Below are 24,617 nucleotides of genomic sequence, written 5' to 3' on the forward strand. Positions count from 1 at the left end.
GGAACTCGGGCTCGATCACTTCGAGGGCCGGTCCTGGAGCGGACTGCACAGGCACGCCGTGATGACGATGATCGCCTACGCCTTCCTTCAGAACCAACGCCTTGGTCAGGCGAGCGGGGGGAAAAAGGATCTCCGGCCCACCTCCGCGGCCGACCCTACCGGCAATCCGGCAGGCCATCCTGGATCAGATCTTCAAGCCGGACACACTCAGATGTCCACAATGCAGGGCGCGCTTCAGACGTAAAATGCCAAAGTAGTGCTAGGCCATCGATCACAGACGATAGTGGCGAACCGGACGCTCTACCGATTAGGGAGAGCCGTCCTTTAGCGACCTCACGCACTACGTCAGCGCAAGCAATTTCCCAGTACCCCAGATCATCGGGGAATACGGGTCTCTGGCCGCCGCAGGTTGCGATCCACGCGGCTGCCTCAAATAGGGGGATGTAGCCCGCATCGGATGGCGGAGCTCCTTCCCAACGCATTGCCGGGGTAAGGACTTGCCCTGATGCGGGAAACCACTGCGTCAACTCGTCGGCAGAGAACCTTACCTGTCGAATCTGAACAATCGGGCCAACCGCACAGCACATGGTCAGAAACGCCTCGGACCTGTCAGCGCTATATGCCCAATCGCAGTGGCGCAGCAGTGTGGCCGGAATTGCCTCTGGAGCCCTACCAGATCCTATGCAGCCCAAAAGGCTCAGTGCTGGCTGCGCGGTGGTCGTGCATGCAGTGTGGAGAGAGCGCCAAGCGACATCCTGATCAAGCCCGCTTGGCCACTGCGGGTCGCTGGGAAGGCTGATGTCTGGCCGGAGCCAATTCGGTTGGATGCGCCGCGTGAAATCCAAATCTCGGGTCACCACCCAAGCCAGCGCTGAATGCAGGCCCCAAACCTCGGATTCATCAGGCGATGCCATCTCGAACTCACGCTGCTTGGTTCGACGGTAATCCTAGCACGTCCAAGTGCGTTCGTGCTCATCTGTGCGGCCATCCCCGCCATCCACATGGCCGGATGTTCTCCCGCGCACGTGCAGGCGCGCGTGCTGGCTGCGAAACTCCCTCGCGTGCACGCGCACGCGTCGGGCTCCGAAAACAGTGCCTCGCGCACGTGCACGCGCGAGGCAAATCACCTGCCTCACCCGTCAGTCTGCCATCGGAGCCGCAAGGCCGCGATTTCCGCCCATTGCGCCCAGATGATTTGCCCAGGCAGACATCATCTCTCGGCGCCCAGCGAGATACTGGGCGCTGTTGTAGGCCCCTCGCACCTCGTCCCGCTCGTCATGCGCGAGCTGCCGCTCGATCCAGTCGGAGGCGTAGCCCTGCTCGTTCAGCCAAGTGGATGCCACGCCGCGGAAGCCGTGGACCGTCGCCCTTCCGTGGTAGCCCATGCGGTACAGGCCGTAGAGCATGGTGTTGTTCGACATGAATCCCTCCTTGCTTGGGGAGGGGAAGAGGTGAGCGCTCCGGCCGCACAGCGGGCGCAGCTCCTGCAGCGCCACCACGGCGGCCGGCGCCAGCGGGACCAGGTGCTCGAAGCGCATCTTCATGCGCTCGGCTGGGATCCGCCATAGCGGCTCCAGCCCGTCCAGCCCCTCGAACTCCTGCCATTTCGCCGCGCGCAGCTCCGTGGTGCGGACGAAGGTCAGGACGATCAGCTTCAGCGCCAGACGCGTCTTGGGATCGCCGTCATAGGTCTCCAGGGCCCGGAGGAAGCCGGGCAGGTCTTCCCGCGTCATCGCGCGGTGGTGCTTCTGCCGGCCGGGGGATTTCAGGGCGCCGACCAGGTCGCGCGTCGGATCGCGCTTGGCGCGGCCGGTGGCGATGGCGAAGCGGAATACCTGGCCAATGACCTGCATCTCGCGCTTCGCAAGCTCGACCGCTCCCCTCCCTTCCACCTTGCGAATGACGTCCAGCACGTCAGGAGGCTCAATCTCGTTGATCGGGCGCCGGCCGAGCGAAGGAAACACGTCCGCCACCAGCCGACTCATCAGGCGCACTGAATATGAGGGCACCCAACCCGGCTCTTTGGATGCAAACCACTCGCGGGCGATGGCCTCGAACGTGCGCGCCGCCTCCAAGGCGTTTGCACGCTTCTCAGCGCGTTTGGCCTCGCTAGGGTCTCCGCCGGAGGCCAGCACCTCCTTCGCAGCCTCCCGGCGCTTGCGCGCCTCTGCCAACGACACCGCCGGATAGGTGCCGAACGCCAACAGCTTCTGCTTCCCGCCGAACCGATATGCGAGGCGCCAGTAGCGCGCGCCGTCCGGCTGCACCTGAAGGAAAAGGCCTCCTCCATCCGAGAGCTTGAACGGCTTCTCACGCCCTTTTGCATTTCGAACGGCGGTGTCCGTTAGCGGCATGTTGGTATCTCGCCCGTGCACGGTTGCCCATGCCATCAAAAATACCAACAAAATCTCTGGATACCAACAACCAGAAGCGAACGGCGGCGGACGACCGTAACTCAGAAGCCCGTACAGAAACTCGCTCTTGTTGGACTAAGGCGGATTGTAGCGGACCGCCGTGGATGGCACTTTGGTGGGCCCGGAGGGACTCGAACCCCCAACCAGACCGTTATGAGCGGTCAGCTCTAACCATTGAGCTACAGGCCCCGGACTAGCTCCTATCAACCTTGGCGCCGTCGAACAACCGGGGTGGGGATGGTGCCGCCGCCCGCGCGGCGGGGGGCCGCCCGGCCCGCCGGCTAGAGCGTTTTCGAGCGAAGTGGATCCCGGTTCGCGGGAATAAAACGCGATAAAACAAAGAAATAGGGCATTTTCCCGATTCGAAGGAACGGGGAAATGCTCTAGCTGCGGCGCGGCGGCGGGGGGAGGCGGATCAGCAGGTGGCCGAGCCCGTTCAGCACATAGGCATAGAGCGCCTGGCGCGGGGCGAGGCAGGCAATGAGGGCCGACACCACGGCGGAGGCCATGAACAGCAGCAGGCGCTGGCGGGTGGCGCGGGCCGCCGCCTCCTGGCCGCGGGCGATGTCCCACAGGTTCAGCGGCAGGGCGAGCGCGCCCAGCAGAAACATGTTGGCGGCATAGAGCCACACCGCCGGGGCCATGCCGCCGTAATGGCTCACCACGCCGGAGGAGAAGGGCAGGCTGGTGACGAAGAACAGATACAGCATCCACAGCTTCAGCAGGCCGCCGGAAACGGTGTCCGCCCGGCGGGCGAGCTCGGTGCCGGAGCGCCACAGCGCCCCCAGCACCATGAAGCTGATGAGATAGGTCAGCGCTTGCGGCCACAGGCCGAGGATCTGCGCCGTCAGCTCGCGCGCGTCCGAGATGGGCAGGTCCGCCGGCAGGCGGATGTCCAGCACCAGCAGGGTCATGGCGAAGGCGAAGATGCCGTCGGTGAGCGCTTCCACGCGGGACTTGGCAAAGCGTCTCATGGCGGCCTTCCGGCGGCTCCCGGCTGTGGAGAGGTGTGAGGGCGGCTTCGCCGGCCAGGTCGTGCCGACCTGACCGGATCCGGCTCCGGTGCGGCGAATCGCGGGCCGGCCGGCCCGCCGCCGGGGAGCTTACGCGCGAAGCCGACGCTTCGGGAGGCGGGTGCGCGCCGCCCCATTGGCGCCGCCTTCCCCGCGTGATGTAGGCCGGTGACCGGGCCCGCCGCCGGGCGGCCTTCGGCAAATGTTCACCATCCGCGGGCCAGAACGGCGCGGACCGAGCATCCGGCGCCGGTGGCGGCGCGGGCGGCTTCAGCCCGGGCCCGTTGCGGCCACGGGCACGTTTCGGCAGCGAGGGGACCAGCAGTGATGGGAAGCGGCATGCGCAACGCCGGGTACGGCAGGACGGGACGCTGGGGCAAGCTCCGGGTGGCGACGGCGGCGGCGCTGGTGGCGGGGCTCGCCGTGGCGCTGCCGGCGCGCGCGGACGACCTGGCCCGCGCCACGCTCTCCGTGGTCGGGCAGGGCCGCGCCGCCGCCCGGCCGGACCTCGCCACCCTGACCACCGGCGTGGTGGTGACCGCCAAGACGGCGGAGGAGGCGCTGGCCGCCAATTCCAAGGCCATGGAGCAGGTCATCGCCGCCATCAAGGAGGCCGGGGTCGAGCCCAAGGACATCACCACCTCGGGCTTCTCCGTGCAGCCGCAATATTCCCAGCCCGCCCAGGGCTCGCGCGAGGCGCCCAAGCTGTCCGGCTACGAGGTGCGCAACGGCGTCGCCGTGAAGGTGCGCGATCTCGTCGCCCTCGGCCCGCTGCTGGACAAGGTGGTGCAGGCTGGCGCCAACCAGGCCAGCGGGCTGAGCTTCCACCTGGCCGACCCCTCGGCCCTGCAGACGCAGGCGCGCACGGCGGCGGTGAAGGACGCCATGGCCCAGGCCCAGCAGGTGGCGGACGCGGCCGGCGTGCGGCTGGTGCGCATCCGCCGCATCGAGCCGCGCGGCGACAGCATGCCCTACCCGCCCGCGCCGATGATGATGAAGGCCGATGCCCGCGCCATGGCGGTGCCGGTGGAGGTGGGCGAGACGGAGGCCCGGGCGCAGATCGCCATCGTCTATGAGGTGGAGCCGCGCTGAGCGGCGAGCGGGGGCGCGCACGTGATCGCGCCCGTGATCGCCACCCTGGCGGCCACCGGGGCGGCCAGCTCGGCCGTCCATCCCGGCGGGCGCCGGGCTTCCGGCGTCAGGCCACCGTGCGCGCTTCCGGCGCCTCGGGCGGGCTGCCGGCCCATTGCACCGCATTGGCCGGCACCAGCAGGGTGAGCGCCTGCGGCCGCACCTCGTAGCGCAGCGGCAGCGTCTCGCGGGTGATCTCGCCGTCGGTGGCCACCCAGGCCCGCCGGCGCCGGAGGCCGTGGATGGTGACGGCGCGGGCCTGGAAGGAATGGATGCCGGGATTGTTGCGCCAGTTCTCCACCAGCAGGTCGGCGCCGGCCTTCAGTCGCGCCAGCGCGCCGCGCTCTTCCGCCACATGGATCTCCAGCAGGCCGGAATCCAGCCGCGAGCGGTGCCAACTCGGCGCATCGAACGGATTGCTGGTGACGAGGGCGGCATAAGCGTCGATGGGCTCGCGCCGGCCCTCGATCTCGATCTCCAGCGACAGCCGGCCGGAGCGGAAGATGGCGCGGCCGAGCGCCCACAGCCAGCCGAAGATGCGGCCGCGCGAATGGCGCACCTGCTCGCGCGCCATGGCCATCTGCGAGAAGAAGCCGACGCCGGAGACGCCGTGGAAGGCACGGCCGTTCAGCGTGGTGAGGTCGATGCGCATGGGCCGCGCGGTGGCGAGCGCGGCCATGGCGGCGGTCAGGTCGCGCGGCAGGCCGATGTCGTAGGCCAGAAGATTCATGGTGCCGAGCGGCAGCACGCCGAGCGCGACGTCGGTGCCGGCGAGCACCGAGGCGGCATAGCTCACCGTGCCGTCGCCGGCGCCGACGATCACCGTGTCATAGCCTTCCTGCGGTGCGGTGCGGATGGCGCGGGCCATCTGCTTGCCTTCCGCCAGCAGCACCTCCACGTCGCGATCCGGGCGCGTCAAAGCGCGGTCCACCGCCTCCGCGGTGGCCTTTCCGCCCAGGTCCATCACGGTCCCGGCCTTCGCGTTCAACACGACCAGCGTCCGCCCCATGGTGCAGCCTCCCGTGCGCGTCAACCCGCGCGGCCCGTCCGCAGTTCCCTGATCCGTCACGCGGCACCTGCTCCTGCGTCAGCTGCCCAGCATGACGCCTTGAGCGGCGAAACGATGTCGGCAATATGGAGCGCGAGTTTGCGGCGCCCCGTGGCGCCGGCGTGAAGGGGGAATGCGATCATGACGATGCCGGAGACGGGCGGCAAGGCCAGCTCCATCCTGCGGCTGCGCGCCGGCTTTCTGCTGCTGGCCGCGCTCGTGCTGCTGTGCGTGTCGGGCGGCACCTTCGTGGCGCGGCAGTTTCAGCTCGGCACGCTCTGGGGGCTGCTGATCGCCTTGGTGCTGGCGCTGGCGGTGGGGCTGGCAATCTACCACCTCACCAACAAGAGCTATTGGGCCATCGCCGCCTTGGTGACGCTGGTCACCACCTATCTGGCCTATGATTTCCTGCGCAACGCCGTGGACTGGAGCCGGGGCACGTCGCTGACGCTGGCCGCCATTCCCCTGGTGGTGCTGCTGGCCGCCTTCTGGGATTTCCGCCGGCTGAAGGGGGAGATCCGCGCCTGGGCGAATCGGCGCTGAGCGGCACCGCTGGGCGCCGGCATCGCCGGCAGGGTTAACCGGCGCCTAACGAGCTGGAACGAAGCGGCGGGATCGGGGTTGCTCTCCCAGCATCCCCGCCGGAGCGCGCCGCCATGCTGAAATACGCCGCCATCTTCCTCGTGCTGTCGATCATCGCCGGGTCCATGGGCTTCATCACCGTCTCGCAGGTGGCGCGGCGGGTTTCGCTCGTGTTGTTCGGCGTGTTCCTGGTGATCGCCCTGGCGGTCGCCGGCTTCTTCGTGCTGCTGGAGCGGGCCACCGCCGGCGAGATCACCCCGCCGGCCAAGCCCGCCGCGCCGCTCATCACCATGATCGCCGCCGCCGACCTGCCCGAGGCCGCGTCCTTGGGCGGAAAAATGCCGCCCGGACACCCGGTCGCCGGCCGCGCCTGTTGAGCCTGCCGCGCTGCCGCAATAGCCTTCTCCCAGGGGCGCGCGCGCGCCGCCTGTCCAGAGGGAGAAGACCATGCGCCGTTTCGTTCTTGCGGCCGTGCTCGGGGTGGCGGCTCTTGCCGCCGGCCCCGCGCTGGCCCAGCAGAAGGTGGTGAACGTCTACAATTGGTCGGACTATATCGACGAGAGCGTGCTGGAGGACTTCACCAAGGAGACGGGCATCAAGGTCCGCTACGACGTGTTCGACAGCAACGAGGTGCTGGAAACCAAGCTGCTGGCGGGCAAGACCGGCTATGACGTGGTGGTGCCGTCCGGCTCCTTCCTGCAACGGCAGATCAAGGCCGGCGTGTTCATGAAGCTGGACAAGTCCAAGCTGACGAACCTGCAATATGCCTGGCCGGAGATCACCAAGCGCCTCGCGGTCTATGATCCCGGCAATGACTATGCCGTCAATTACATGTGGGGCACCACCGGCATCGGCTACAACGTGGACATGGTGAAGCAGCGCCTGGGCGATATTCCGCTCAATACCTGGGACATCGTGTTCAAGCCGGAGATCCTCTCCAAGCTGAAGGATTGCGGCGTCTACATGCTGGACGGGCCGGAGGAGATCATTCCCTCCGCCATGCGCTATCTCGGCCTCGATCCCGACAGCAAGAAGCCGGAGGACATCGCCAAGGCCGGCGAGCTGCTGATGAAGGCGCGGCCGTTCATCCGCAAGTTCGATTCCTCCGGCTACATCAACGCGCTGGCGCGCGGCGACATCTGCCTGGCGGTGGGCTGGTCGGGCGACGTGTTCCAGGCCAAGACCCGCGCGGCGGACGCGGCGAAGAAGACCAAGAAGAAGCCGGTTCTGGTGGATTACGTGATCCCCAAGGAAGGCGCGCTGATGTGGTTCGACAATTTCGCCATCCCGAAGGACGCCAAGAACGTCGAGGAGGCGCTGACCTTCATCAACTACATGATGCGTCCGGAAGTGGCGGCGAAGAACTCCAACTTCATCTCCTACGCCAACGGCAACCTCGCCTCGCAGAAGTTCATCGACAAGGCGGTGCTGGACAATCCGTCCATCTATCCGACCCCGGAGGTGTTCGCCCAGCTGTTCACCGTGACCACCAATCCGCAGGACGTGCAGCGGGTGATCACCAAGACCTGGAACAGCTTCAAGCGCGGCAAGTGAGCCGGATCCTCGCGTGACGACAGAGGGCCGCCGGCGTGCGCCGCGCGGCCCTTTTGCTTGCCCATCGGCGCGCCGACGGGGCTCAGGCTCGGCGTTTCATCAGAAGCGCACGGTGGGGGAGGGCGCCTTGTCCCGCTCGATCTCAAGCTCGAAGCCGCCACAGGCGCGAGCGATGGCGGCAAGTTCGGAGCCGAGCCGAATGTCCGTCGTTGGTCGCACGGCGCGATCGAGAATGTCGCGGATCTCCGCTTCCATGCTCCGGCCATGCTGTGCCGCGCGCGCTTTGAGCGCGCGGTGCGTCGCCTCGGACAGGTTGCGTATGGTGATGCCGGCCATCTTCTTCACCCTGGGGCGAAAGAACTGCGGCCACAATAATACGACCGCCGCGTCCGCGCCGCAGCTTTACGCCACCCCACGCCCCAGCTTGAACGGCGCCATGCCGTCGCGGGCCAATTGGTCGGCGCGTTCGTTGAGTTTGTTGCCGGCGTGGCCCTTCACCCAGTGCCACTTGATGTCATGGGACTTCAGCGCCAGGTCGAGGCGCTCCCACAGGTCCTGGTTCTTCACCGGCTTCTTGTCCGCGGTGCGCCAGCCGTTGCGTTTCCAGCCCATCATCCATTTGGTGATGCCGTTGCGCAGATATTCGCTGTCGGTGTGCAGGTCCACGCCGCTGGGCCGCTTCAGCGCTTCCAGCGCGGCGATGGCGGCCATCAGTTCCATGCGGTTGTTGGTGGTGTGCGCCTCGCCGCCGGACAATTCCTTCTCGTGCGGGCCGGAGCGCAGGATGGCGCCCCAGCCGCCGGGGCCGGGATTGCCGGAGCAGGCGCCGTCGGTCCAGATCTCGATGCGGCTCATGCGGCCAGCCCGTAATCGCGGGCGCTCGCCACCGCCCGGTGGAAGCGCAGCTTCTTCAGATATTCCAGCGGGTCCTTCGGCCGCACCAGGGCGCCCTCCGGCACGTTCAGCCAGTCCACCAGACGGGTGAGCAGGAAGCGCAGCGCCGCGCCGCGGGCCAGATGCGGCAGGGCCGCCACCTCGTCCGCCCCGAGCGGGCGCACGCTCTGGTAGCCGGCCAGCAGGGCGCGGCCCTTGGTGGCGTTGAAGGCGCCGTCCGCCTCGAAGCACCAGGCGTTGAGGCACACCGCCACGTCATAGGCGAGCAGGTCGTTGCAGGCGAAATAGAAGTCGATGATGCCGGAGAGCGCGTCGTCGAGGAAGAAGGCGTTGTCCGGGAACAGGTCGGCGTGGATGACGCCGGCGGGCAGGCCGCGCGGCCAGTTGCCCTCCAGCAGGTCCAGCTCCTCGGCGATGGTGGCGGCAAGGCCGGGATGGACGCTGTCGGTGCGCGCGCCCGCCGCCGCGAACAGCGGCCGCCAGCCGTCCACCGAGAGCGCGTTGCGCCGGGTCAAGGCGAAGCCGGCGCCGGCCAGGTGCAGCCTGGCCAGGGCCGCGCCCAACTGCCCGCAATGCTGCGCGGTCGGCCGGCGCACCGAGACGCCGGGCAGAAAGGTGACCATGGCGCAGGGCCGCCCGGCCAGCGTGCCCAGCATCGCCCCGTCGCGCGCCGCCACCGGCTGCGGGCAGGAGATGCCGTTGGCCGCCAGATGCTGCATCAGGCCGATGAAGAAGGGCAGGTCGGCGGGGTCGACGCGCTTCTCATAGAGCGTCAGGATGAAGGTGCCGCCGGTGGTCTGCACCAGGAAGTTGGAATTCTCCACCCCCTCGGCGATGCCGTGGAAGGACACCAGGGTGCCGATGTCGTAGCGCGCGAGGTAGTCCGAAAGCCCTGCCGCCGAAACGTCCGTATAGACCGCCACGCTCTACTCCGCCGCATCTTCGCGCAGCGCGCGGGGAAGCGGGAAGAACACGTCCTCCTGCGCGGCCGTCACCGTTTCCACATTCACCTCGTAGCGCTCCGCGAAGGCGTCGATGATCTCTTCCACCAGCACCTCGGGGGCCGAGGCGCCGGCCGTGATGCCGAGGCTGGCGAGGCCGGAGAGGCGCGACCAGTCCAGGTCGCTCGCGCGCTGCACCAGCACCGAGACGGCGCAGCCCTCGCGCTCGGCGGTCTCGCGCAGGCGCTGGGAATTGGAAGAATTGGGCGCGCCCACCACCACCATGGCGTCCACCTGCGGCGCCACCTTCTTCACCGCCTCCTGGCGGTTGGTGGTGGCGTAGCAGATGTCCTCCTTGTGCGGGACGGCGATGGTGGGGAAGCGCTCCCGCAGGATGGCGACGATCTCCGCCGTGTCGTCCAGCGACAAGGTGGTCTGCGTCACATAGGCCAGGTTGTCGGGATCGGCGGGCACCAGCGCGCGGGCATCGGCGGCGGTCTCCACCAGCGTCACCGCGCCGTCCGGCAACTGGCCCATGGTGCCGACCACCTCGGGATGGCGGGCATGGCCGATGAGCAGGATGTGCCGGCCCTTCTTGTGGTGCACCTGGGCCTCGCGATGCACCTTGGTGACCAGCGGGCAGGTGGCGTCGATGGCGAACAGGTTGCGGGCGGCGGCGGCCTCGGGCACGGATTTCGCCACCCCGTGGGCGGAGAAGATGACCGGGGCATCGCCCGGCGGCACCTCGTCCAGCTCCTCGACGAAGACGGCGCCCTTCTTGCGCAGGCCGTCCACCACATATTTGTTGTGCACGATCTCGTGCCGCACATAGACCGGCGCGCCGTGCAGCGCGAGCGCCCGCTCCACCGCATCGATGGCGCGCACGACGCCGGCGCAGAAGCCGCGCGGCGCGCACAACAGGATGCGGAGTGGGGGCTTGGACGCGGCCATGACTGTTCCCGGTGGTTCTCCGGGGACATGGGATCGGCGGACGCCTCCTGTCAAGCGCGGGGCGGGGAGGGGCCCGCGCGGGGAGGGCGGGCGCGCCGGCCCGGCCCTGGCGTCAGAAGGCGCTGCTTTCCTCGGTGATGCCGGAGCCCACCGCCAGGAAGCGCGAGGCGCTGTAGCGCAGGTTGCCGTGGGCGCTCATGTCGGCGATGCGGCGCTCCTCGGGAGCATAGGTATAGCCGCTGCGAATGCGGGTGTTGGTGAGCTTGCGGCGCACGATGCGCACCTCGTTCACCGCCGCGCGGGCGGCCACCGACTGGGCGCGGAAGCGTTCGTACTCCTGCTCGCTCATCACCTCCAGGCGCTCCTCGCCCTCGCTGCGGGGGCGCAGGACGATCCAGGCCGTGCCGCGCTGGGCGGCGATGATGACGTCGCCGGAGGTCTCCTGCATGCGGCGCAGATAGGCCTGCACGCGGGGCGCGTCGAAGGTGCGGGCATTGTTGCGGGCGTCGAGGAAATTGGAGAAGCCGCGAGCGCAGGAGACCACCTGGCCGATGGCCAGCGAAGTGACCAGCACATAAGGCGCGAACCCGCCTTCGAACTGCATCAGGCCGGCGGCGAGGGCGATGGTGACCACGGCGGCGCGGGGCGCCTCGCTCCACACGCCGTCGAGCAGGTGGGCGCCGATGCCCAGCTCCTTGCCGCGCACCTTATCCATCAGCATCGTATGCGACAGAAAGTTCATCCTAGCTCCCCTCCAGCTAAGAAAACAAAAATGCGACCCAGACGCCAAAGGCGTGAGCGACGAATAATGACCGAAAACGCTTACAAGAGTCTTATGGCGACACGCTGACGTTCCGAAGACCAACGATCCACCGTACGTTCAGCACGCAAGGAAAACACTTGCGCAAGTCGTCGCGGGAAAGCCCGCGCATCGCCGGGTTGAATACGCCGCCCGGCGAAAACTCAGGGTGGATGGCACACCGTCCCGGTCGGACATCTTCCGTCGCAGGCATATCCGCGGCAGGAAATGTCATCGCGCTGCAGTTGTATTGATGGCTAACCATCAAAGCTTTGCGCGCACAACCTGTGGGTGGTCCAACGCAGTCTTTTACCCGGCGGCTGCCGGACGCCCATGCAGATGACGCAAATAACGGAGCTTGGCAAGTCCTTCTCCGGCTCCACGACATCAGAATGACAGCTGAAATATGCGTCACTCCGGCCGATGAAGCCACAACGAGCATTGTGACAGCGAGTTCCATCAACTTGCTTTATGTGTGCGGTGCGAAAGCCCATTCATTTTGAATGAATTCAGCTCCAAATTGGCAGGAGCTGGAAATCGGCTCCCGCCGGGCCGGCCGAATCGGGCCGCCGGGGCAGGCCGGCGCCCGACATGGCCTTAGGCGCGCCCGGCACCGCGGCGCCGGGCTATTTGCATCGGCGGCGCGAAACGCTTATGTTGCGGCATCCCGGACAATCGATGAGAGATCCGCGGCTCGCCTCCCGGACCCCCGGGGGCGGACCAGAGCGGCCCCACGTTTGCCCGCCGTCCGCGTCTTCAAGAGAAGCCAAGAGGCCGCCGCCATGTCCAATGCTCCTTTGATGCCCAAGGCAACCGCCGTGTGGCTGGTCGAGAACACGGCGCTCACGTTCGAGCAGATCGGCGACTTCTGCAAACTCCACCCGCTTGAGGTGAAGGGCATCGCCGACGGCGAGGTGGCGCAGGGCATCAAGGGTCTCGACCCCATCTCCACCGGCCAGCTGACGCGCGAGGAGATCGACAAGGGCGAGAAGAGCCCGAACTATAACCTGAAGCTCCAGGAATCGAAGGTGCGCCTGCCGGAGCCCAAGCGCCGCAAGGGCCCGCGCTACACCCCGGTGTCCCGCCGCCACGACCGGCCGAACGCCATCCTCTGGCTCACCCGCAACCACCCCGAGCTGAAGGACGCGCAGATCATCCGCCTGGTCGGCACCACCAAGGCCACCATCCAGTCGATCAAGGAGCGCACCCACTGGAATTCGGCGCAGCTCAGCCCGATGGACCCGGTGACGCTGGGCCTGTGCAGCCAGATCGACCTCGACCTCGAAGTGCAGCGCGCCGCCAAGGACCGGCCGGCGACCGCCGCCGAGGATCGCGGCGCCACCCTGCTGCCCGCCGACGTCACCACCCATCGCGACGAGCCCACCAGCGGCCGCAGGGAATCGCTCGACCTGGAAACCGTGTTCGCCAAGCTCGGCGGCTCGCGCAAGACGGAGGAGGACGAGGAGGATTGATCCCCTCGTCCGCGTGCCGCGGCGCGCCACGCATGCAAACGGCGCCGCCCGGTGGGGCGGCGCCGTTTTTGTTTCATGGGAGGCGCCGGCGGGCCGGCGGCCTTTGCGTCATGCGCCGGCGGGCCGGCGGCTTTTTGCGTGTCGCGCCGGCGGGCCGGCGCACGGGGCCTTAATGGGCCATCAGCACCGGCACCGTCATGCTGTCGATGATCTCGCGGGTGACGCCGCCCAGCACCATCTCGCGCAGGCGCGAATGGCCGTAGCCGCCCATCACCACGAGGTCGGCGCCCTGGTCCGAGACCTCGTTCAGGATCGCCGAGGAGATGTTCTCGCCGGAGCCGATGGTCAGGTGGCGGAACTGCGCGGCGAGGCCGTGGCGGCCGAGGTGGCGCTCCAGGTCCGTGGTGCCGGCGTCCGTGTCCCCGTCATTGGCGCGGCGCACCGTGAAGATCTCGATATGCTCGGCCCGATGCAGCAGCGGCAGGCTCTCGGACAGCGCCCGGGCGCTCGCCCGGCTGCCGTCCCAGGCCACCACGATGCGGGCGATGGAGAAGGGCGGCTTCTGCACGTAGGGCACCACCAGCACGGCCCGGCCGGCTTCCATCAGCGCGGCCTCGGCGATCACCTCCTCCGGGCCGGGGCGGTCCGGATCGGGCTGGGCGACGACGGTGAGGTCGAACAGGCGGGAGAGTTCGCACAGGGCCTGCGCGGCCTCGCCCAGCGAGGCGGACAGCGCCCGCACGTCGCAGGTCACGCCGGCGGCCGTGGCGGTGGCGCGGAACGCCGTGGCGGCGCGATCGGCGGCGGCCTCGTTCTCGCGGATCTGCTGGTCGATGAAGTCGGTCGGCAGGGCGCCCATGTAGAAGGGCGGCACGTCGATCTCATAGGTGACGGCGAGCCCGGTCAGGTGGGCCTTGAAGGCGGCCGCGAGGCTCGCCGCATAAAGGGCCGCAGGATCGCTCTCGGCGCCCTGCGTCAGGTTGACCAGAATGTCCCGGATCATGGAATGGGTCTCTCTCAAGCCGCGTCGGCAACGCGACCTTACCCTAAAGCGCCGCCGGCGCCCTGCCTTGACCCGTCGCAAATCCCCGCTTTTCAAAAGGAAAACGCGGCCGCCTGGGGGGAAGGCGACCGCGTCTATGAGAGACAATCAATTGGGGGGCATTTGATCGTCCCATCCCCACAACGTCGCCGCGCCGAACGGGTTCCGGGGGATATGAAAAAAAATCCGTGGGCCGTATGCCCGCCGCAGAACACAATTACATCCTCCCATGCCAGCTTCATCGGCGTCATTGGACACCGCGCATGACCCCCGACCTGAGTATCGTCGTTCCGCTGTACAACGAGGCCGCCGGCCTGCCGTTCTTCCACCAGAACCTCAGCGCCTGCGCGCGGGCGGTGGGGACGGCGCGCGCCATGCGGATCGAGATCGTCTACGTGGACGACGGCAGCCGCGACGAGACGGCGAACATCGCCGCCGGCCTGCCGCCGCTGGGGCTCGACGTGCAGGTGGTGGCGCTGTCGCGCAATTTCGGCAAGGAAGCGGCGCTGCTCGCCGGGCTCGACCATGCGCGCGGCGACGCGCTGCTGTTCATGGACGGCGACGGCCAGCACCCGCCGGAGATGATCGAGACCTTCGTCGGCCTGTGGAAGGACGAGGGCTATGACGTCGCTTATGCGGTCAAGGCCGACCGCACCGACGAGCCCGCCGCCCGCCGGCTGTTCGTGAAGCTGTTCTACCGCCTGCTGAATTTCGGCGCCTCCACCAGCATCCCCGAGGATGCCGCCGACTTCCGCCTGCTGTCGCCGCGCGCCGCCGCCGCGCTGCGCCGCCTGCCGGAGCGCAACCGCTTCTTCAAGGGCCTGTCGAGCTGGATCGGCTTCCGCCAGAAGGCGGTGCCCTACCGTCCCGCCCTGCGGGAGCATGGGTCCTCAAGCTGGAGCTTCCTGCGCCTGCTGGGCCTGTCCATGGAGGGGCTCACCTCGTTCTCGCCGGCGCCGCTGCGGCTCGCCGGCATGGTCGGGGCGGCGCTCGCCGGCGCCGCCTTCCTCTATGGCTCCTGGATCGTGGTGGAACGCCTCGTCTGGGGCATCCCCTTGCCCGGCTACCCCTCGGTGGTGGTGGGCCTGATGGTCATCGGCGGCGTGCAGCTGCTGGTGATCGGCATCATGGGCGAGTACATCGCCCGCATCCTGTCCGAAATCAAATCGCGCCCGGTCTATTTCGTCGCCGACCACGCCGTCCGCCATGCGGACGCCGCCGGCGAGAGGACCGCCGCCGTGGAGTTGCCCAAGGCACTGCCGTGAAGCGTATTGTCATCTGTGCGGACGATTACGGGATCGCGCCCGGCGTCTCCGAAGCCATTCGCGCGCTGCTGGCGGAGCGGCGCATCAACGCCACTTCCGTCATGACGGTGCTGCCCGACCTGTTCGAGGAGGCCGACGCCTTGCTGCCGCTCACCGGCGGCCAGGCGAGCATCGGCCTGCACGTCACCCTCACCGGGTCGTTCGAGCCTTTGACCCACGGCTTCAAGGGCGCCACCTTCCCCTCGCTGGGCCGGCTGCTGCTGACGGCCTTCGCCCGCCGGCTCGACCCGGTGAACGTGAAGGCCGAGGTGGAGACCCAGTTCATCGCCTTCGAGGAGGCCTTCGGCCGCCCGCCGGACCATGTGGACGGGCACCAGCACGTCCACCTCCTGCCCACCGTGCGCGAGGCGGTGCTGGAGGTGACGCGCCGCCGCGCGCCCAACGCCTGGGTGCGCGACTGCACCCCCGCCGACGGCTCGCTCAACGGCCTCGATCCCAAGGGCCGCTTCATCGGCTTCCTGGCCCGGGGCTTCGCCGAGGAGGCCAAGGCGGCCGGGCTCACCGTCAACCGGGGCTTCGCCGGGGCCTATGATTTCAAGCTCGGCACCAATTACGGCCGCATCCTCACCCATTTCATCAACGGGCTGGGCGACGGCGGCCTGGTGATGGTGCATCCCGGCCTGGTGGACGAGGCCCTGGTCAAGCGCGACCCGCTGACCCGCGCCCGCGAGGCGGAATACGAGGTGCTGGCCGGCGCCCAACTGCCGCAGATCCTGCTCACCACCCAGGCCCAGCTGCGCTGAGCCCGGCCGGGGCCCGGCGCGCCGGGGCGCCGCGTCAGGGCGCCTTGGTGTCGGCGGCCTTGTCGCCCGGCTTCGGCCTCTCCTCCGGCAGGGGATCGTAGGCGAAGGACAGCGCGTGATAGAGCGGCTCCGGCGCCAGCAGGCGGGAGACGCCGGCGCCCAGCAGGGCGGTCGCCAGCAGCGGCACCACCAGATGCACCTCGTTGGTCATCTCCATGACGATGACGAAGGCGGTGAGCGGCGCCTGCACCACGCCGGCGAAATAGCCCACCATGCCGAGCATGGCCAGCGCCCGCACGTCCATGGACGGCATGAACGGCGCCAGCGCCGCGCCGACGCTCGCCCCCACCGACAGGGACGGGGAGAACAGGCCGCCGGGGATGCCGCTGGCCGAGGACACCAGCGTGGTGACGAGCTTCACCGGGGCATACCACCAGGGCGAGGTGACGCCCTGTTCCAGCAGGTCGCGGGTGGGGGCGTAGCCGGAGCCGCCGGCGAAGCCGTCGGTGGCGATGGCCAGCACGGCGACGACGAGCCCGCATAGCGCGCCGAACACGAACGGGCGCTTCTTCAGCGGTCCCATGATCCGACCGCGCGCCGCCGACAGGCCGACGAGCCCGCGCGAGAAGATGGCGCCGCCGACGCCGCCCACCACCGCGCAGAACACGACCGCGTTCCAGCCCACCGGGTTGAAGGCCTCCGACGGGATGGTGCCGAAATAGGAATACTGGCCGACCAGCGTCAGGCTCACCATGCCGGAGATCACCACCGCCGAGGCGATGAGGCCGGACAGGCGCTTGTCGTAGGATTTCGCCATCTCCTCGATGGCGAACATGACGCCGGCGAGCGGGGTGTTGAAGGCCCCGGCGATGCCCGCCGCCGCGCCCACCAGGATCAGCCCGTTGGCCCGGCCGAGGCCGGCGAAGGCGGCCATGGCCACCATGATGGCGCAGCCGAGCTGCACGGTCGGCCCCTCGCGGCCGATGGAGCCGCCGACCGCGAGGCCGGCGCAGGTCAGCACGATCTTGCCGATGGTCACCTTGGCCGAGAGCAGGCGGGCGCGATGGGCCGGGCTGCCGGAGCGGCGCGCGGCGATGGCCTGCGGGATGCCGCTGCCCTGGGCGCCGGGAAAGTAGCGGGCGGTCGCCCAGGCGAACAGGCCGAAGCCGAGCGGGGTGAGCAGCAGCAGCGCGTAGGGTGCCTGCCGTATGAGGTGGACATAGACCTCCTGCGAGCTGTCCGCCATCTTGGCGAACACCACCGAGGCGATGCCCACCGCGACCGCCCCGAGCAGGAACACCATGCGGCGCTTCCACAGCATCCGCGAGGTGAGGGCAAAGCGGATGCGCCGCAGGTCGCGTCTGAACATGCCCCAGTCCCTTTCGCCGAGTGCCGCAGCCGGGCAGGCTCCGCCGCACGGGAGCCTGCCTGAGCCGTTACAGGGCGAAAGCGGGCAGCGTCAACCGATGATGACGGCGCTCAGGCCGGCTGGGGCTGGAGCGCCGGCCCCGGCACGAGCTGGCGGGGCAGGCCGGCGCCGGAGAGCACCAGCGCCCGGTCGTGCAGCGCGTTCAGCGTCGCCCGGTGGCCGATGGAGAGCACGGTGGTCGCCGGCAGGCGCTGGCGGATGAGGCCGTAGAGCGCCGCCTCCGCCGGCTCGTCCAGGGCGGCGGTGGCCTCGTCCAGCAGCAGTACGTCCGGTTTCTCCAGCAGCGCGCGGGCGATGGAGAAGCGCTGCTGCTCGCCGAGCGAGAGCACGTGCGGCCACAGCGCATGCTCCTCCAGCCGGGGCACCAGACCGCCGAGGCCCACCGCCTCCAGGGCTTCCGTGAGCTGGGCGTTGTCGAACCGCTCCGTGGGCAGAGGATAGGACAGCGCCTCGTCGAGCCGGCCGACCGGCAGGTAGGGCCGCTGCGGCAGGATCATCACCCGCGCGCCCTCGGGCAGGGCCACCACGCCGCTGCCGAACGGCCAGATGCCGGCGATGGCGCGGAACAGCGTGGTCTTGCCGGCGCCGGACGGGCCGGTGACCAGCACCCGCTCGCCCTTCTCGATGGACAGGCCGTCCACCGCCACGATCGGCGCGCCGTCGGGCAGGCGCACGTCCATCTGCGACAGGCTGAGCGCCGCCTGCTGGGTCGGCGTGCGGCGGTGCGGGAAGGCGCGCGCGCCGTCGTCGCGCTTGGCCACCTGCATGGCCGCCTCGAAGCCGGTGAGGCGGTTCACCACCGAGGTCCATTCGGCCAGCGTCGAATAGGAGCTGATGAAGAAGGAGAAGGCGCCCTGCACCGAGCCGAAGGCCGAGCCGGTCTGCATCAGCGTGCCGAGCTGGATGGCGCCGGCGAAATAGCCGGGCGAGACCACCACATAGGGAAACACGCTGGAGATCTGGTTGTAGCCGGCGGTGAACCAGGTGAGGCGCTTCTGCGCCTTCATCAGGCCGATGTAATTGCCCCAGATGCGCGAGAAGCGCCCTTCCAGCTTGCGGCTCTCCGCCGCCTCGCCGGCCAGCATGGCGACCTGCTCGCTGTTCTCGCGCACCCGCACCATGTCGACGCGGAAGTCCGCCTCGTAGCGCTGCTGGTCGAAGTTCAGCCGCACCAGCGGCTTGCCGATGAAATGGGTGATCAGCGTGCCGATGGCCGCATAGATCAGCGCCGCCCAGAACAGATAGCCGGGGATGTGCATGTCGAGGCCGAACAATTGCAGGTTGATGGCCCCCGACAGGCCCCACAGGATGACCGAGAAGGACACCAGCGACACGATGGTTCCCAAAAGGCCGACGCCGACGCCGATGGTCTGGCTGACGAACATGGACACGTCCTGCGCGATGCGCTGGTCCGGATTGTCCGCCGCGTCGCCGGACAGGCGCAGGCGGTAGTGGGTGTCGTCGCCCAGCCAGTGCTGCAAATAGCGCTGGGTGAGCCAGCGCCGCCAGCGGATCTCCAGCCACTGCTTCAGGTAGACTTGATAGACCGCGATGCAGATGGCGCCCGCCGCGATGCCGCAGAACACCAGCAACTGGTATTTGAACGCGGCGAAGTCCTTCTCCTGGATGGCGTCGTAGAAGGCGTTGTTCCAGCGGTTGAGCAGGACGGTGACATAGACCCAGGCCAGTTCCAGCGCGATCACCGCGCCGAGCAGGCCGATGGCGGTCCAGCGCTCCCCACTGCGGAAATAGGGCAGCGCCAGGCGGCGGATGTCGTTGAGTAACGTCAGGAGGGCGCGCATCTGTGCTCTGGCGAAAGAGGAATGTCGCCGCCAGCTTACGCCCCCATTGGATGGCGAGACCATGGCCGCGACATTACCACTTCGCAAGAAAAGCGCCGCCGCGGCGGCTGATGTTGCGTCCCCCGCGGCGCCGGCTCAGAGCGCCTTTGCCATCTCGCGCAGCTTGAACTTCTGGATCTTGCCGGTGGAGGTCTTGGGGATCTCTTCGAACAGGATGGTGCGCGGGCATTTGTAGGCGGCCAGATGGCTGCGGCAGTGGGCCACCAGCTCCTCCATGGTCACGCTGGCCCCGGCGCGCAGCTCCACGAAGGCCACCGGCGTCTCGCCCCATTTGTCGTCGGGGCGCGCCACCACGGCCGCCGCGCTCACCGCCGGATGCTTGTAGAGCGCGTCCTCCACCTCGATGGAGGAGATGTTCTCGCCCCCCGAGATGATGATGTCCTTCGAGCGGTCCTTCAGCTGGATATAGCCGTCGGGATGCTTCACCCCGAGGTCGCCGGAATGGAACCAGCCGCCGGCGAAGGCGGCATCCGTGGCGGTGGGGTTCTTGAGGTATCCCTTCATCACCACATTGCCGCGGAACATCACCTCGCCCAGGGTCTCGCCGTCCGCCGGCACCGACGCCATGGTGTCGGGGTCGCGCACGTCGAGTGCCTCCAGCGCGCTGTAGCGCACGCCCTGGCGGGCCTTCTTCGCGGCCCGCTCGGCGCTGGGCAAAGCGTCCCATTCGCTGTGCCAGTCGTTAACCACCGCCGGGCCGTAGACCTCGGTGAGGCCATAGACATGGACCACGTGGAAGCCGGCGTCCTGCATCGCCTCCAGCACGGCGGCGGGCGGCGGGGCGGCGGCGGTGATGAAGGAGACGGCGTGCGGCAGCGGCCGCTTTTCCGCCTCGGGCGCGTTCAGCAGCGTGGACATGACGATGGGCGCGCCGCACATGTGGGTGACCTTGTGCGCGGCGATGGCGTCGTAGATCGCCTCCGCCCGCACCTGGCGCAGGCACACGTGCGTCCCGGCCACCACCGACACCGACCAGGGGAAGCACCAGCCGTTGCAGTGGAACATGGGCAGCGTCCACAGATAGACCGGGTGCGCGCCCATGTGGCAGGTCACCACGTTGCCCACCGCCAGCAGGTGGGCGCCGCGATGGTGGTAGACCACGCCCTTGGGGTCGCCCGTAGTGCCCGAGGTATAGTTGAGCGAGATGGCGTCCCACTCGTCCGCCGGCGGCGCCCAGGCGAACTCCGGGTCGCCTGAGGCGAGGAAGTCCTCATATTCGATCTCGCCGATGCGGGCGCCGGGGCCGGCATATTCCGGGTCGTCGTAATCGATCACCAGCGGCTTGCGGGTGGCGAGCGCCAGCGCCGCCTTGATCACCGGCGAGAACTCGCAGTCGGTGATCAGCACCTTGGCCTCGCCATGGTCGATGGTGAAGGCGAGGATGGCGGCGTCGAGCCTCGTGTTGAAGGTGTTCAGCACCGCCCCGCACATGGCCACCCCATAGTGCGCCTCCAGCATGGGCGGGGTGTTGGACAGCATCACCGCCACCGTGTCGCCGGTGCCCACCCCGCGCTGCGCCAGCGCCGAGGCGAGGCGGCGGGTGCGGGCGTAGAGGTCGCGATAGGTCCGCCGCAACCCGCCGTGGATCACCGCCACATGGTCGGGATAGACGCTGGCCGCCCGCTCCAGGAAGCCCAGCGGCGACAGCGGCTGGTAATTGGCCGGGTTGCGGTCGAGGTGGCGGTCGAAGATGCTGGCCATGGCGGCGTTTCCTCCGGGAAACGTATTGTTGTGTCTGGCGTTGAACGGGACCGTAGCCGAGCCCGTTGCCGCCGCGCAATCGGCCGGGCACCAGACCAAGGTCTTACGCAAAAGATCGGACTTGCCTCGTCCCGGCCATTAAGCGTCAATCGCCGCAACGAGAAGACAGAGATACCGGGAGGACGTGCCATGCTCGACCAGAGCCGCAGCCGCTATGCGCAGACCTATGCGCGATGGAAAGCGGACCCGGAGGCCTTCTGGGGCGCCGCCGCCAAGGACATCGACTGGATCGCCCAGCCCGGCACGGTGTTCGACAAGGACCACGGCGTCTATGGCCGCTGGTTCACCGGCGGCGTGGCCAACACCTGCTACAACGCCGTCGACCGCCATGTGTCGTCCGGGCGCGGCGGGCAGGCGGCGCTGATCTATGACAGCCCGGTCACCGATTCCAAGCGCACGCTGACCTATTCCGAACTCCTCGCCGAGGTGCGCGTGCTCGGCGCTATCCTGCGCGACCTCGGGGTGGAGAAGGGCGACCGCGTCGTCCTCTACATGCCCATGGTGCCGGAGGCGGTGGTCGCCATGCTGGCCTGCGCGCGCATCGGCGCGGTGCATTCCGTGGTGTTCGGCGGCTTCGCCGCCAACGAGCTGGCCACCCGCATCGACGACGCGCGGCCCAAGGTGGTGCTCGCCGCCTCCTGCGGCATCGAGCCGAACCGCGTGGTGCCCTACAAGCCGTTGCTGGACCTCGCCATCTCCATGGCGCAGCACAAGCCGTCCGCCTGCCTCGTCCTCCAGCGCCCCCAGCTTGCCGGCACCATGGTGGAGGGCCGCGACCACGACTGGGCCGAGCGCCGCGCGGCGGCAGCCGCCACCGGCTATGGCGTGGACTGCGCTCTGGTGGGCGCCACCGACCCGCTCTACGTGCTCTACACCTCCGGCACCACCGGCAAGCCCAAGGGCGTGATGCGCGACACCGGCGGCCACATGGTGGCGCTGCGCTGGAGCATGGAGAATCTCTACGGCATCCGCCCCGGCGAGGTGTTCTGGTGCGCCTCCGACATCGGCTGGGTGGTGGGCCATTCCTACATCGTCTACGCCCCGCTGCTGATGGGCTGCACCACGCTGATCTACGAGGGCAAGCCGGTGGGCACGCCGGACCCCGGCGCCTTCTGGCGGGTGATCGAGGAGCACAAGGTGGTGGCGCTGTTCACTGCCCCCACCGCCTTGCGCGCCATCAAGAAGGAGGACCCGGAGGCGACCCATCTCGCCGGCCGCGACCTCTCCCAGTTCCGCACTCTGTTCCTGGCCGGCGAGCGCGCCGACCCCGACACCATCCACTGGGCCGAGAACCATCTGAAGGTGCCGGTGATCGACCATTGGTGGCAGACCGAGACCGGCTGGGCCATCGCCGCCAATCCGGTGGGCCTCGGCCTGCTGCCGGTGAAGGCGGGCTCGCCCACGGTGGCCATGCCCGGCTATGAGATCCACGTGGTTGACGAGGCGGCCAAGCCTCTGCCCGCGGGCGTGATGGGCTCCATCGTCATCAAGCTGCCGCTGCCTCCCGGCTGCCTGCCGACGCTGTGGCAGCAGGACGAGCGCTTCCGCGAATCCTATCTCGACGAATTCCCCGGCTATTACAAAACCTCCGATGCCGGCTTCATCGACGAGGACGGCTATGTCTTCGTCATGGGCCGCACCGACGACATCATCAACGTCGCCGGCCATCGCCTCTCCACCGGCGGCATGGAGGAGGTGCTGGCCTCGCATCCGGACGTGGCCGAATGCGCCGTCATCGGCGTCAAGGACGCGCTGAAGGGCGAGGTGCCCTGCGGCTTCGTGGTGCTGAAGGCGGGCGAGCGGCGCTCCCCGGCGATCATCGAGAAGGAACTGGTGGCGCTGGTGCGCGACCGTATCGGCCCGGTGGCGGCCTTCAAGCTGGCCTTCACCGTCAACCGCCTGCCCAAGACGCGCTCCGGCAAGATCCTGCGCGGCACCATGAAGAAGATCGCCGATTCCGACCCGTGGACGGCGCCCGCCACCATCGACGACGCCGGCACGCTGGAGGAGATCGCCGAGGTGCTGAAGGAGCGCGGCTTCGGCGTCTGATCTCAGAGCCCCTCCGCCACGCGCCAGAGCACCTCGCGCGTGGCCGGGTCGAGGCTGCGCGACTGGCGGGCGATGACTGCCGCCAGCCCCGGCCCGATCCGCTCCGCCGGCAAAGGGCGGAAGCCCTGCCTGCGGAACCACGGCCCGTTCCAGGGCGGCGCGCGGAAGGTGGTCAGCGTCACCGCCGGCAGGCCGAGCGCGGCGCGGCGCCGCTCGACGCCGGCCAGCAGGGCGCGCCCGATGCCCTGGCCCGAGGCGTCGGCGGCCACCGAGATGTTGTCGAGATACAGCAGCCCGTCCAGCGGCCGCAGCAGCGCGAAGCCGAGCGGCGCCGGATCGTCCGCCCGGTAGGCGACCAGCGCCTCGCCGTCCGCGAACCGCTCCGGCGCCACCGGCGGCGCAGCGGCGATCGCGGCGAACCCCGGCAGCGTCCGGTAGCGGGCGCGCGCGGCGGCGGAGAGGGCGGAGAGCGCGGGCCGGTCGGCGGGCGCGGCGGTGCGCAGGATCAGGTGGGAGGAGGGCGGGTTCGCGGCGGCGTCCGGGGTCATTGGGCGCGGCTCAATCCGGCCTGCACACCGCCACTTCGGTCAGCAGGCCCGGCGCGAGCTGGCTGAGGAAGCGAAGCTTGTCCCTGTCCGTGCCGTCGAGCAGGAAGGTGCCGTTGCCGGTCTTGCCCGCCAGATAGACGCGGTTGGCCCGCAGCAGGCTCTCGATCGCCTCCGGGCGGCCGGCGAGATCGGGCATCAGCACCACCACGTCCTGGCCCTGCGGCCGGATGAAGAAGAAATTGACCTGCCGGTTGCGCTCGTCGCCCTCCTGGGCGAGGTAGGTCGCCTCGTCGAGCTTGCGGAAGCGGTAGACCTTGCGGTTCGCGGCGTAGCTGTAGTCGGGAAAGAAGTTGCCGTCCTTGCGCGCACGGAAGGTGAAGCCCTGGTGCCGCCCGGTGGCATATTCCCGGCAGGTATAGGCGCCGGAAATCTCCACGCCGTCACCGCTTTCGATCAGCGGGTCCTTGGTGGAATAGCAGCCGGCCAGGGCGACGGCAGCCGCCAGCAGGGGCGCCAGACGGGATGCCGAGCGGGATGCCAGACGGGCGGAACGCGCGACAGTCCGGCCGATCAAGCCCGCCTCCCTGGACGCCCCGCGCGAACAGCGCCCGGCGGAACAGGATAGCAGATCCGGGAGGATCCCATAAGAGCACCGCCGCCGGGGCCGTGGCTCAGGCGCTACTTGCCGCCGTCGTTATTGCTGTCGCCGCAGGTGTAGCCGATGAAGCACTGCGGATTGTCGGTGGTCGGGACCCAGGCGGGACTGGCCACCTGCTGGTAGGCGCAGAAGGTCTGGTCGCGCACATAGCGCTGGTAGACGCGCGGATTGTCGCCCAGCACCAGCGATCCCTGGCTCTTCACCAGCGCCGCCAGCGCGCCGCAGGTCTGGGGCGTGGCCGGCGGGTCGATGGGCGGCAGGGTCAGATTGGCCTGCCCATGGGCGGCGGGCGAGGGCAGGGCGGCGGCGAATGCGCTCGCGATCAGGGCCGACAGCAGCACCGCTCTCATCCAGGCATCCTCATTCCGGGGCGATGCCTACGGCTGTACCGCAATCGCTCG

At 68.8% G+C, this 24,617-nt stretch carries 23 protein-coding genes, 1 tRNA gene and 1 pseudogene; 9 read left to right on the top strand and 16 right to left on the bottom strand.

Translation table 11 applies throughout. The features are described 5' to 3' along the window. Positions 1 to 244, top strand: a pseudogene (locus YU1_RS34535) (IS701 family transposase); the annotation flags it as partial. An 895-nt stretch (positions 245 to 1,139) separates the two neighbouring features. Here the strand turns inward: YU1_RS34535 and YU1_RS0122570 are convergent. The 3 genes from YU1_RS0122570 to YU1_RS0122580 all read right to left on the bottom strand — a co-directional run bounded on the left by YU1_RS0122570 (position 1,140) and on the right by YU1_RS0122580 (position 3,388). After that, on the bottom strand, positions 1,140 to 2,402 hold the full coding sequence (locus tag YU1_RS0122570; RefSeq protein WP_245263421.1) for a tyrosine-type recombinase/integrase: 1,263 nt from the start codon (positions 2,400 to 2,402) through the stop codon (positions 1,140 to 1,142). A 125-nt stretch (positions 2,403 to 2,527) separates the two neighbouring features. After that, a tRNA-Ile gene (locus YU1_RS0122575) sits at positions 2,528 to 2,603 on the bottom strand. A 194-nt stretch (positions 2,604 to 2,797) separates the two neighbouring features. Continuing rightward, complete coding sequence (locus YU1_RS0122580; RefSeq protein ID WP_029006014.1) at positions 2,798 to 3,388, bottom strand: TMEM175 family protein; 591 nt, start codon at positions 3,386 to 3,388, stop codon at positions 2,798 to 2,800. Positions 3,389 to 3,766: 378 nt separating this feature from the next. Here YU1_RS0122580 and YU1_RS0122585 point away from each other — a divergent pair, with 378 nt between their 5' ends. Next, positions 3,767 to 4,519, top strand: a complete 753-nt coding sequence (locus YU1_RS0122585; protein WP_051357208.1) for an SIMPL domain-containing protein — start codon at positions 3,767 to 3,769, stop codon at positions 4,517 to 4,519. Positions 4,520 to 4,625: 106 nt separating this feature from the next. Here the strand turns inward: YU1_RS0122585 and YU1_RS30770 are convergent, their stop codons facing one another. Next, the gene (locus tag YU1_RS30770) at positions 4,626 to 5,567 is read right to left on the bottom strand and encodes a diacylglycerol/lipid kinase family protein (RefSeq protein ID WP_051357210.1); all 942 of its coding nucleotides are present in this window, start codon (positions 5,565 to 5,567) and stop codon (positions 4,626 to 4,628) included. A gap of 180 nt (positions 5,568 to 5,747) precedes the next feature. Between YU1_RS30770 and YU1_RS0122595 the strand changes: the two genes are divergently transcribed. The 3 genes from YU1_RS0122595 to YU1_RS0122605 all read left to right on the top strand — a co-directional run bounded on the left by YU1_RS0122595 (position 5,748) and on the right by YU1_RS0122605 (position 7,742). Beyond that, positions 5,748 to 6,149, top strand: coding sequence for a hypothetical protein (locus tag YU1_RS0122595; protein ID WP_245263422.1), 402 nt, complete (start codon positions 5,748 to 5,750; stop codon positions 6,147 to 6,149). 113 nt (positions 6,150 to 6,262) lie between these two features. Next, a complete protein-coding gene (locus YU1_RS34945) occupies positions 6,263 to 6,565 on the top strand; it encodes a DUF1328 domain-containing protein (protein ID WP_035716399.1) in 303 nt (100 codons plus the stop codon). A gap of 70 nt (positions 6,566 to 6,635) precedes the next feature. After that, positions 6,636 to 7,742 carry a polyamine ABC transporter substrate-binding protein gene (locus YU1_RS0122605; protein ID WP_029006017.1) on the top strand — a complete coding sequence of 369 codons (1,107 nt, stop codon included), beginning with the start codon at positions 6,636 to 6,638 and terminating at the stop codon, positions 7,740 to 7,742. Positions 7,743 to 7,841: 99 nt separating this feature from the next. Here YU1_RS0122605 and YU1_RS0122610 read toward each other — a convergent pair whose 3' ends face one another. From YU1_RS0122610 to YU1_RS0122630, 5 genes are all read right to left on the bottom strand, one after another. Further along, on the bottom strand, positions 7,842 to 8,078 hold the full coding sequence (locus YU1_RS0122610) for a FitA-like ribbon-helix-helix domain-containing protein (protein ID WP_029006018.1): 237 nt from the start codon (positions 8,076 to 8,078) through the stop codon (positions 7,842 to 7,844). 66 nt (positions 8,079 to 8,144) lie between these two features. Beyond that, complete coding sequence (rnhA, locus tag YU1_RS0122615; protein ID WP_029006019.1) at positions 8,145 to 8,597, bottom strand: ribonuclease HI; 453 nt, start codon at positions 8,595 to 8,597, stop codon at positions 8,145 to 8,147. Next, the gene (locus tag YU1_RS0122620) at positions 8,594 to 9,559 is read right to left on the bottom strand and encodes a homoserine kinase (protein ID WP_029006020.1); all 966 of its coding nucleotides are present in this window, start codon (positions 9,557 to 9,559) and stop codon (positions 8,594 to 8,596) included. Before YU1_RS0122620 ends, rnhA begins: the two co-directional genes overlap by 4 nt. A 3-nt stretch (positions 9,560 to 9,562) precedes the next feature. Then, positions 9,563 to 10,528, bottom strand: a complete 966-nt coding sequence (gene ispH, locus YU1_RS0122625) for a 4-hydroxy-3-methylbut-2-enyl diphosphate reductase (RefSeq protein ID WP_029006021.1) — start codon at positions 10,526 to 10,528, stop codon at positions 9,563 to 9,565. A gap of 112 nt (positions 10,529 to 10,640) precedes the next feature. After that, entirely contained in the window at positions 10,641 to 11,270 is a 630-nt protein-coding gene (locus tag YU1_RS0122630; RefSeq protein WP_029006022.1) for a hypothetical protein, read from the bottom strand. A gap of 839 nt (positions 11,271 to 12,109) precedes the next feature. Here YU1_RS0122630 and YU1_RS0122635 point away from each other — a divergent pair. Next, complete coding sequence (locus tag YU1_RS0122635) at positions 12,110 to 12,799, top strand: DUF1013 domain-containing protein (protein WP_029006023.1); 690 nt, start codon at positions 12,110 to 12,112, stop codon at positions 12,797 to 12,799. A 169-nt stretch (positions 12,800 to 12,968) separates the two neighbouring features. Here YU1_RS0122635 and YU1_RS0122640 read toward each other — a convergent pair whose 3' ends face one another. Beyond that, the gene (locus tag YU1_RS0122640; RefSeq protein WP_029006024.1) at positions 12,969 to 13,802 is read right to left on the bottom strand and encodes a universal stress protein; all 834 of its coding nucleotides are present in this window, start codon (positions 13,800 to 13,802) and stop codon (positions 12,969 to 12,971) included. A 302-nt stretch (positions 13,803 to 14,104) separates the two neighbouring features. On the opposite strand from YU1_RS0122640, the gene YU1_RS30780 reads away from it, so the two are divergent. Together YU1_RS30780 and YU1_RS0122650 are read left to right on the top strand one after the other, a co-directional pair. Next, positions 14,105 to 15,106, top strand: a complete 1,002-nt coding sequence (locus YU1_RS30780; RefSeq protein WP_051357212.1) for a glycosyltransferase family 2 protein — start codon at positions 14,105 to 14,107, stop codon at positions 15,104 to 15,106. Further along, a complete protein-coding gene (locus YU1_RS0122650) occupies positions 15,103 to 15,909 on the top strand; it encodes a ChbG/HpnK family deacetylase (protein WP_029006025.1) in 807 nt (268 codons plus the stop codon). Before YU1_RS30780 ends, YU1_RS0122650 begins: the two co-directional genes overlap by 4 nt. A 34-nt stretch (positions 15,910 to 15,943) precedes the next feature. On the opposite strand, the gene YU1_RS0122655 is transcribed toward YU1_RS0122650, so the two are convergent. The 3 genes from YU1_RS0122655 to YU1_RS0122665 form a co-directional block, all read right to left on the bottom strand. After that, the gene (locus YU1_RS0122655) at positions 15,944 to 17,278 is read right to left on the bottom strand and encodes a chloride channel protein (RefSeq protein ID WP_029006026.1); all 1,335 of its coding nucleotides are present in this window, start codon (positions 17,276 to 17,278) and stop codon (positions 15,944 to 15,946) included. Positions 17,279 to 17,388: 110 nt separating this feature from the next. Then, positions 17,389 to 19,140: an ABC transporter ATP-binding protein/permease gene (locus tag YU1_RS0122660; RefSeq protein ID WP_029006027.1), complete on the bottom strand. Its 1,752-nt coding sequence runs from the start codon at positions 19,138 to 19,140 to the stop codon at positions 17,389 to 17,391. 135 nt (positions 19,141 to 19,275) lie between these two features. Further along, positions 19,276 to 20,901 carry an acyl-CoA synthetase gene (locus YU1_RS0122665; protein ID WP_029006028.1) on the bottom strand — a complete coding sequence of 542 codons (1,626 nt, stop codon included), beginning with the start codon at positions 20,899 to 20,901 and terminating at the stop codon, positions 19,276 to 19,278. 189 nt (positions 20,902 to 21,090) lie between these two features. Here YU1_RS0122665 and YU1_RS0122670 point away from each other — a divergent pair, with 189 nt between their 5' ends. After that, positions 21,091 to 23,010 carry a propionyl-CoA synthetase gene (locus YU1_RS0122670; RefSeq protein ID WP_029006029.1) on the top strand — a complete coding sequence of 640 codons (1,920 nt, stop codon included), beginning with the start codon at positions 21,091 to 21,093 and terminating at the stop codon, positions 23,008 to 23,010. A gap of 2 nt (positions 23,011 to 23,012) precedes the next feature. Here the strand turns inward: YU1_RS0122670 and YU1_RS0122675 are convergent, their stop codons facing one another. The 3 genes from YU1_RS0122675 to YU1_RS30785 all read right to left on the bottom strand — a co-directional run bounded on the left by YU1_RS0122675 (position 23,013) and on the right by YU1_RS30785 (position 24,566). Beyond that, complete coding sequence (locus tag YU1_RS0122675; RefSeq protein WP_084540057.1) at positions 23,013 to 23,558, bottom strand: GNAT family N-acetyltransferase; 546 nt, start codon at positions 23,556 to 23,558, stop codon at positions 23,013 to 23,015. A 10-nt stretch (positions 23,559 to 23,568) separates the two neighbouring features. Further along, positions 23,569 to 24,132 (bottom strand): hypothetical protein, encoded by a 564-nt coding sequence (locus YU1_RS0122680; protein ID WP_029006031.1) that lies wholly within the window; start codon positions 24,130 to 24,132, stop codon positions 23,569 to 23,571. Positions 24,133 to 24,236: 104 nt separating this feature from the next. Beyond that, the gene (locus tag YU1_RS30785; RefSeq protein ID WP_035716404.1) at positions 24,237 to 24,566 is read right to left on the bottom strand and encodes a hypothetical protein; all 330 of its coding nucleotides are present in this window, start codon (positions 24,564 to 24,566) and stop codon (positions 24,237 to 24,239) included. Between the last annotated feature and the right edge of the window lie 51 nt (positions 24,567 to 24,617).

The organism is Azorhizobium doebereinerae UFLA1-100 (assembly GCF_000473085.1).
Taxonomy (GTDB): domain Bacteria; phylum Pseudomonadota; class Alphaproteobacteria; order Rhizobiales; family Xanthobacteraceae; genus Azorhizobium; species Azorhizobium doebereinerae.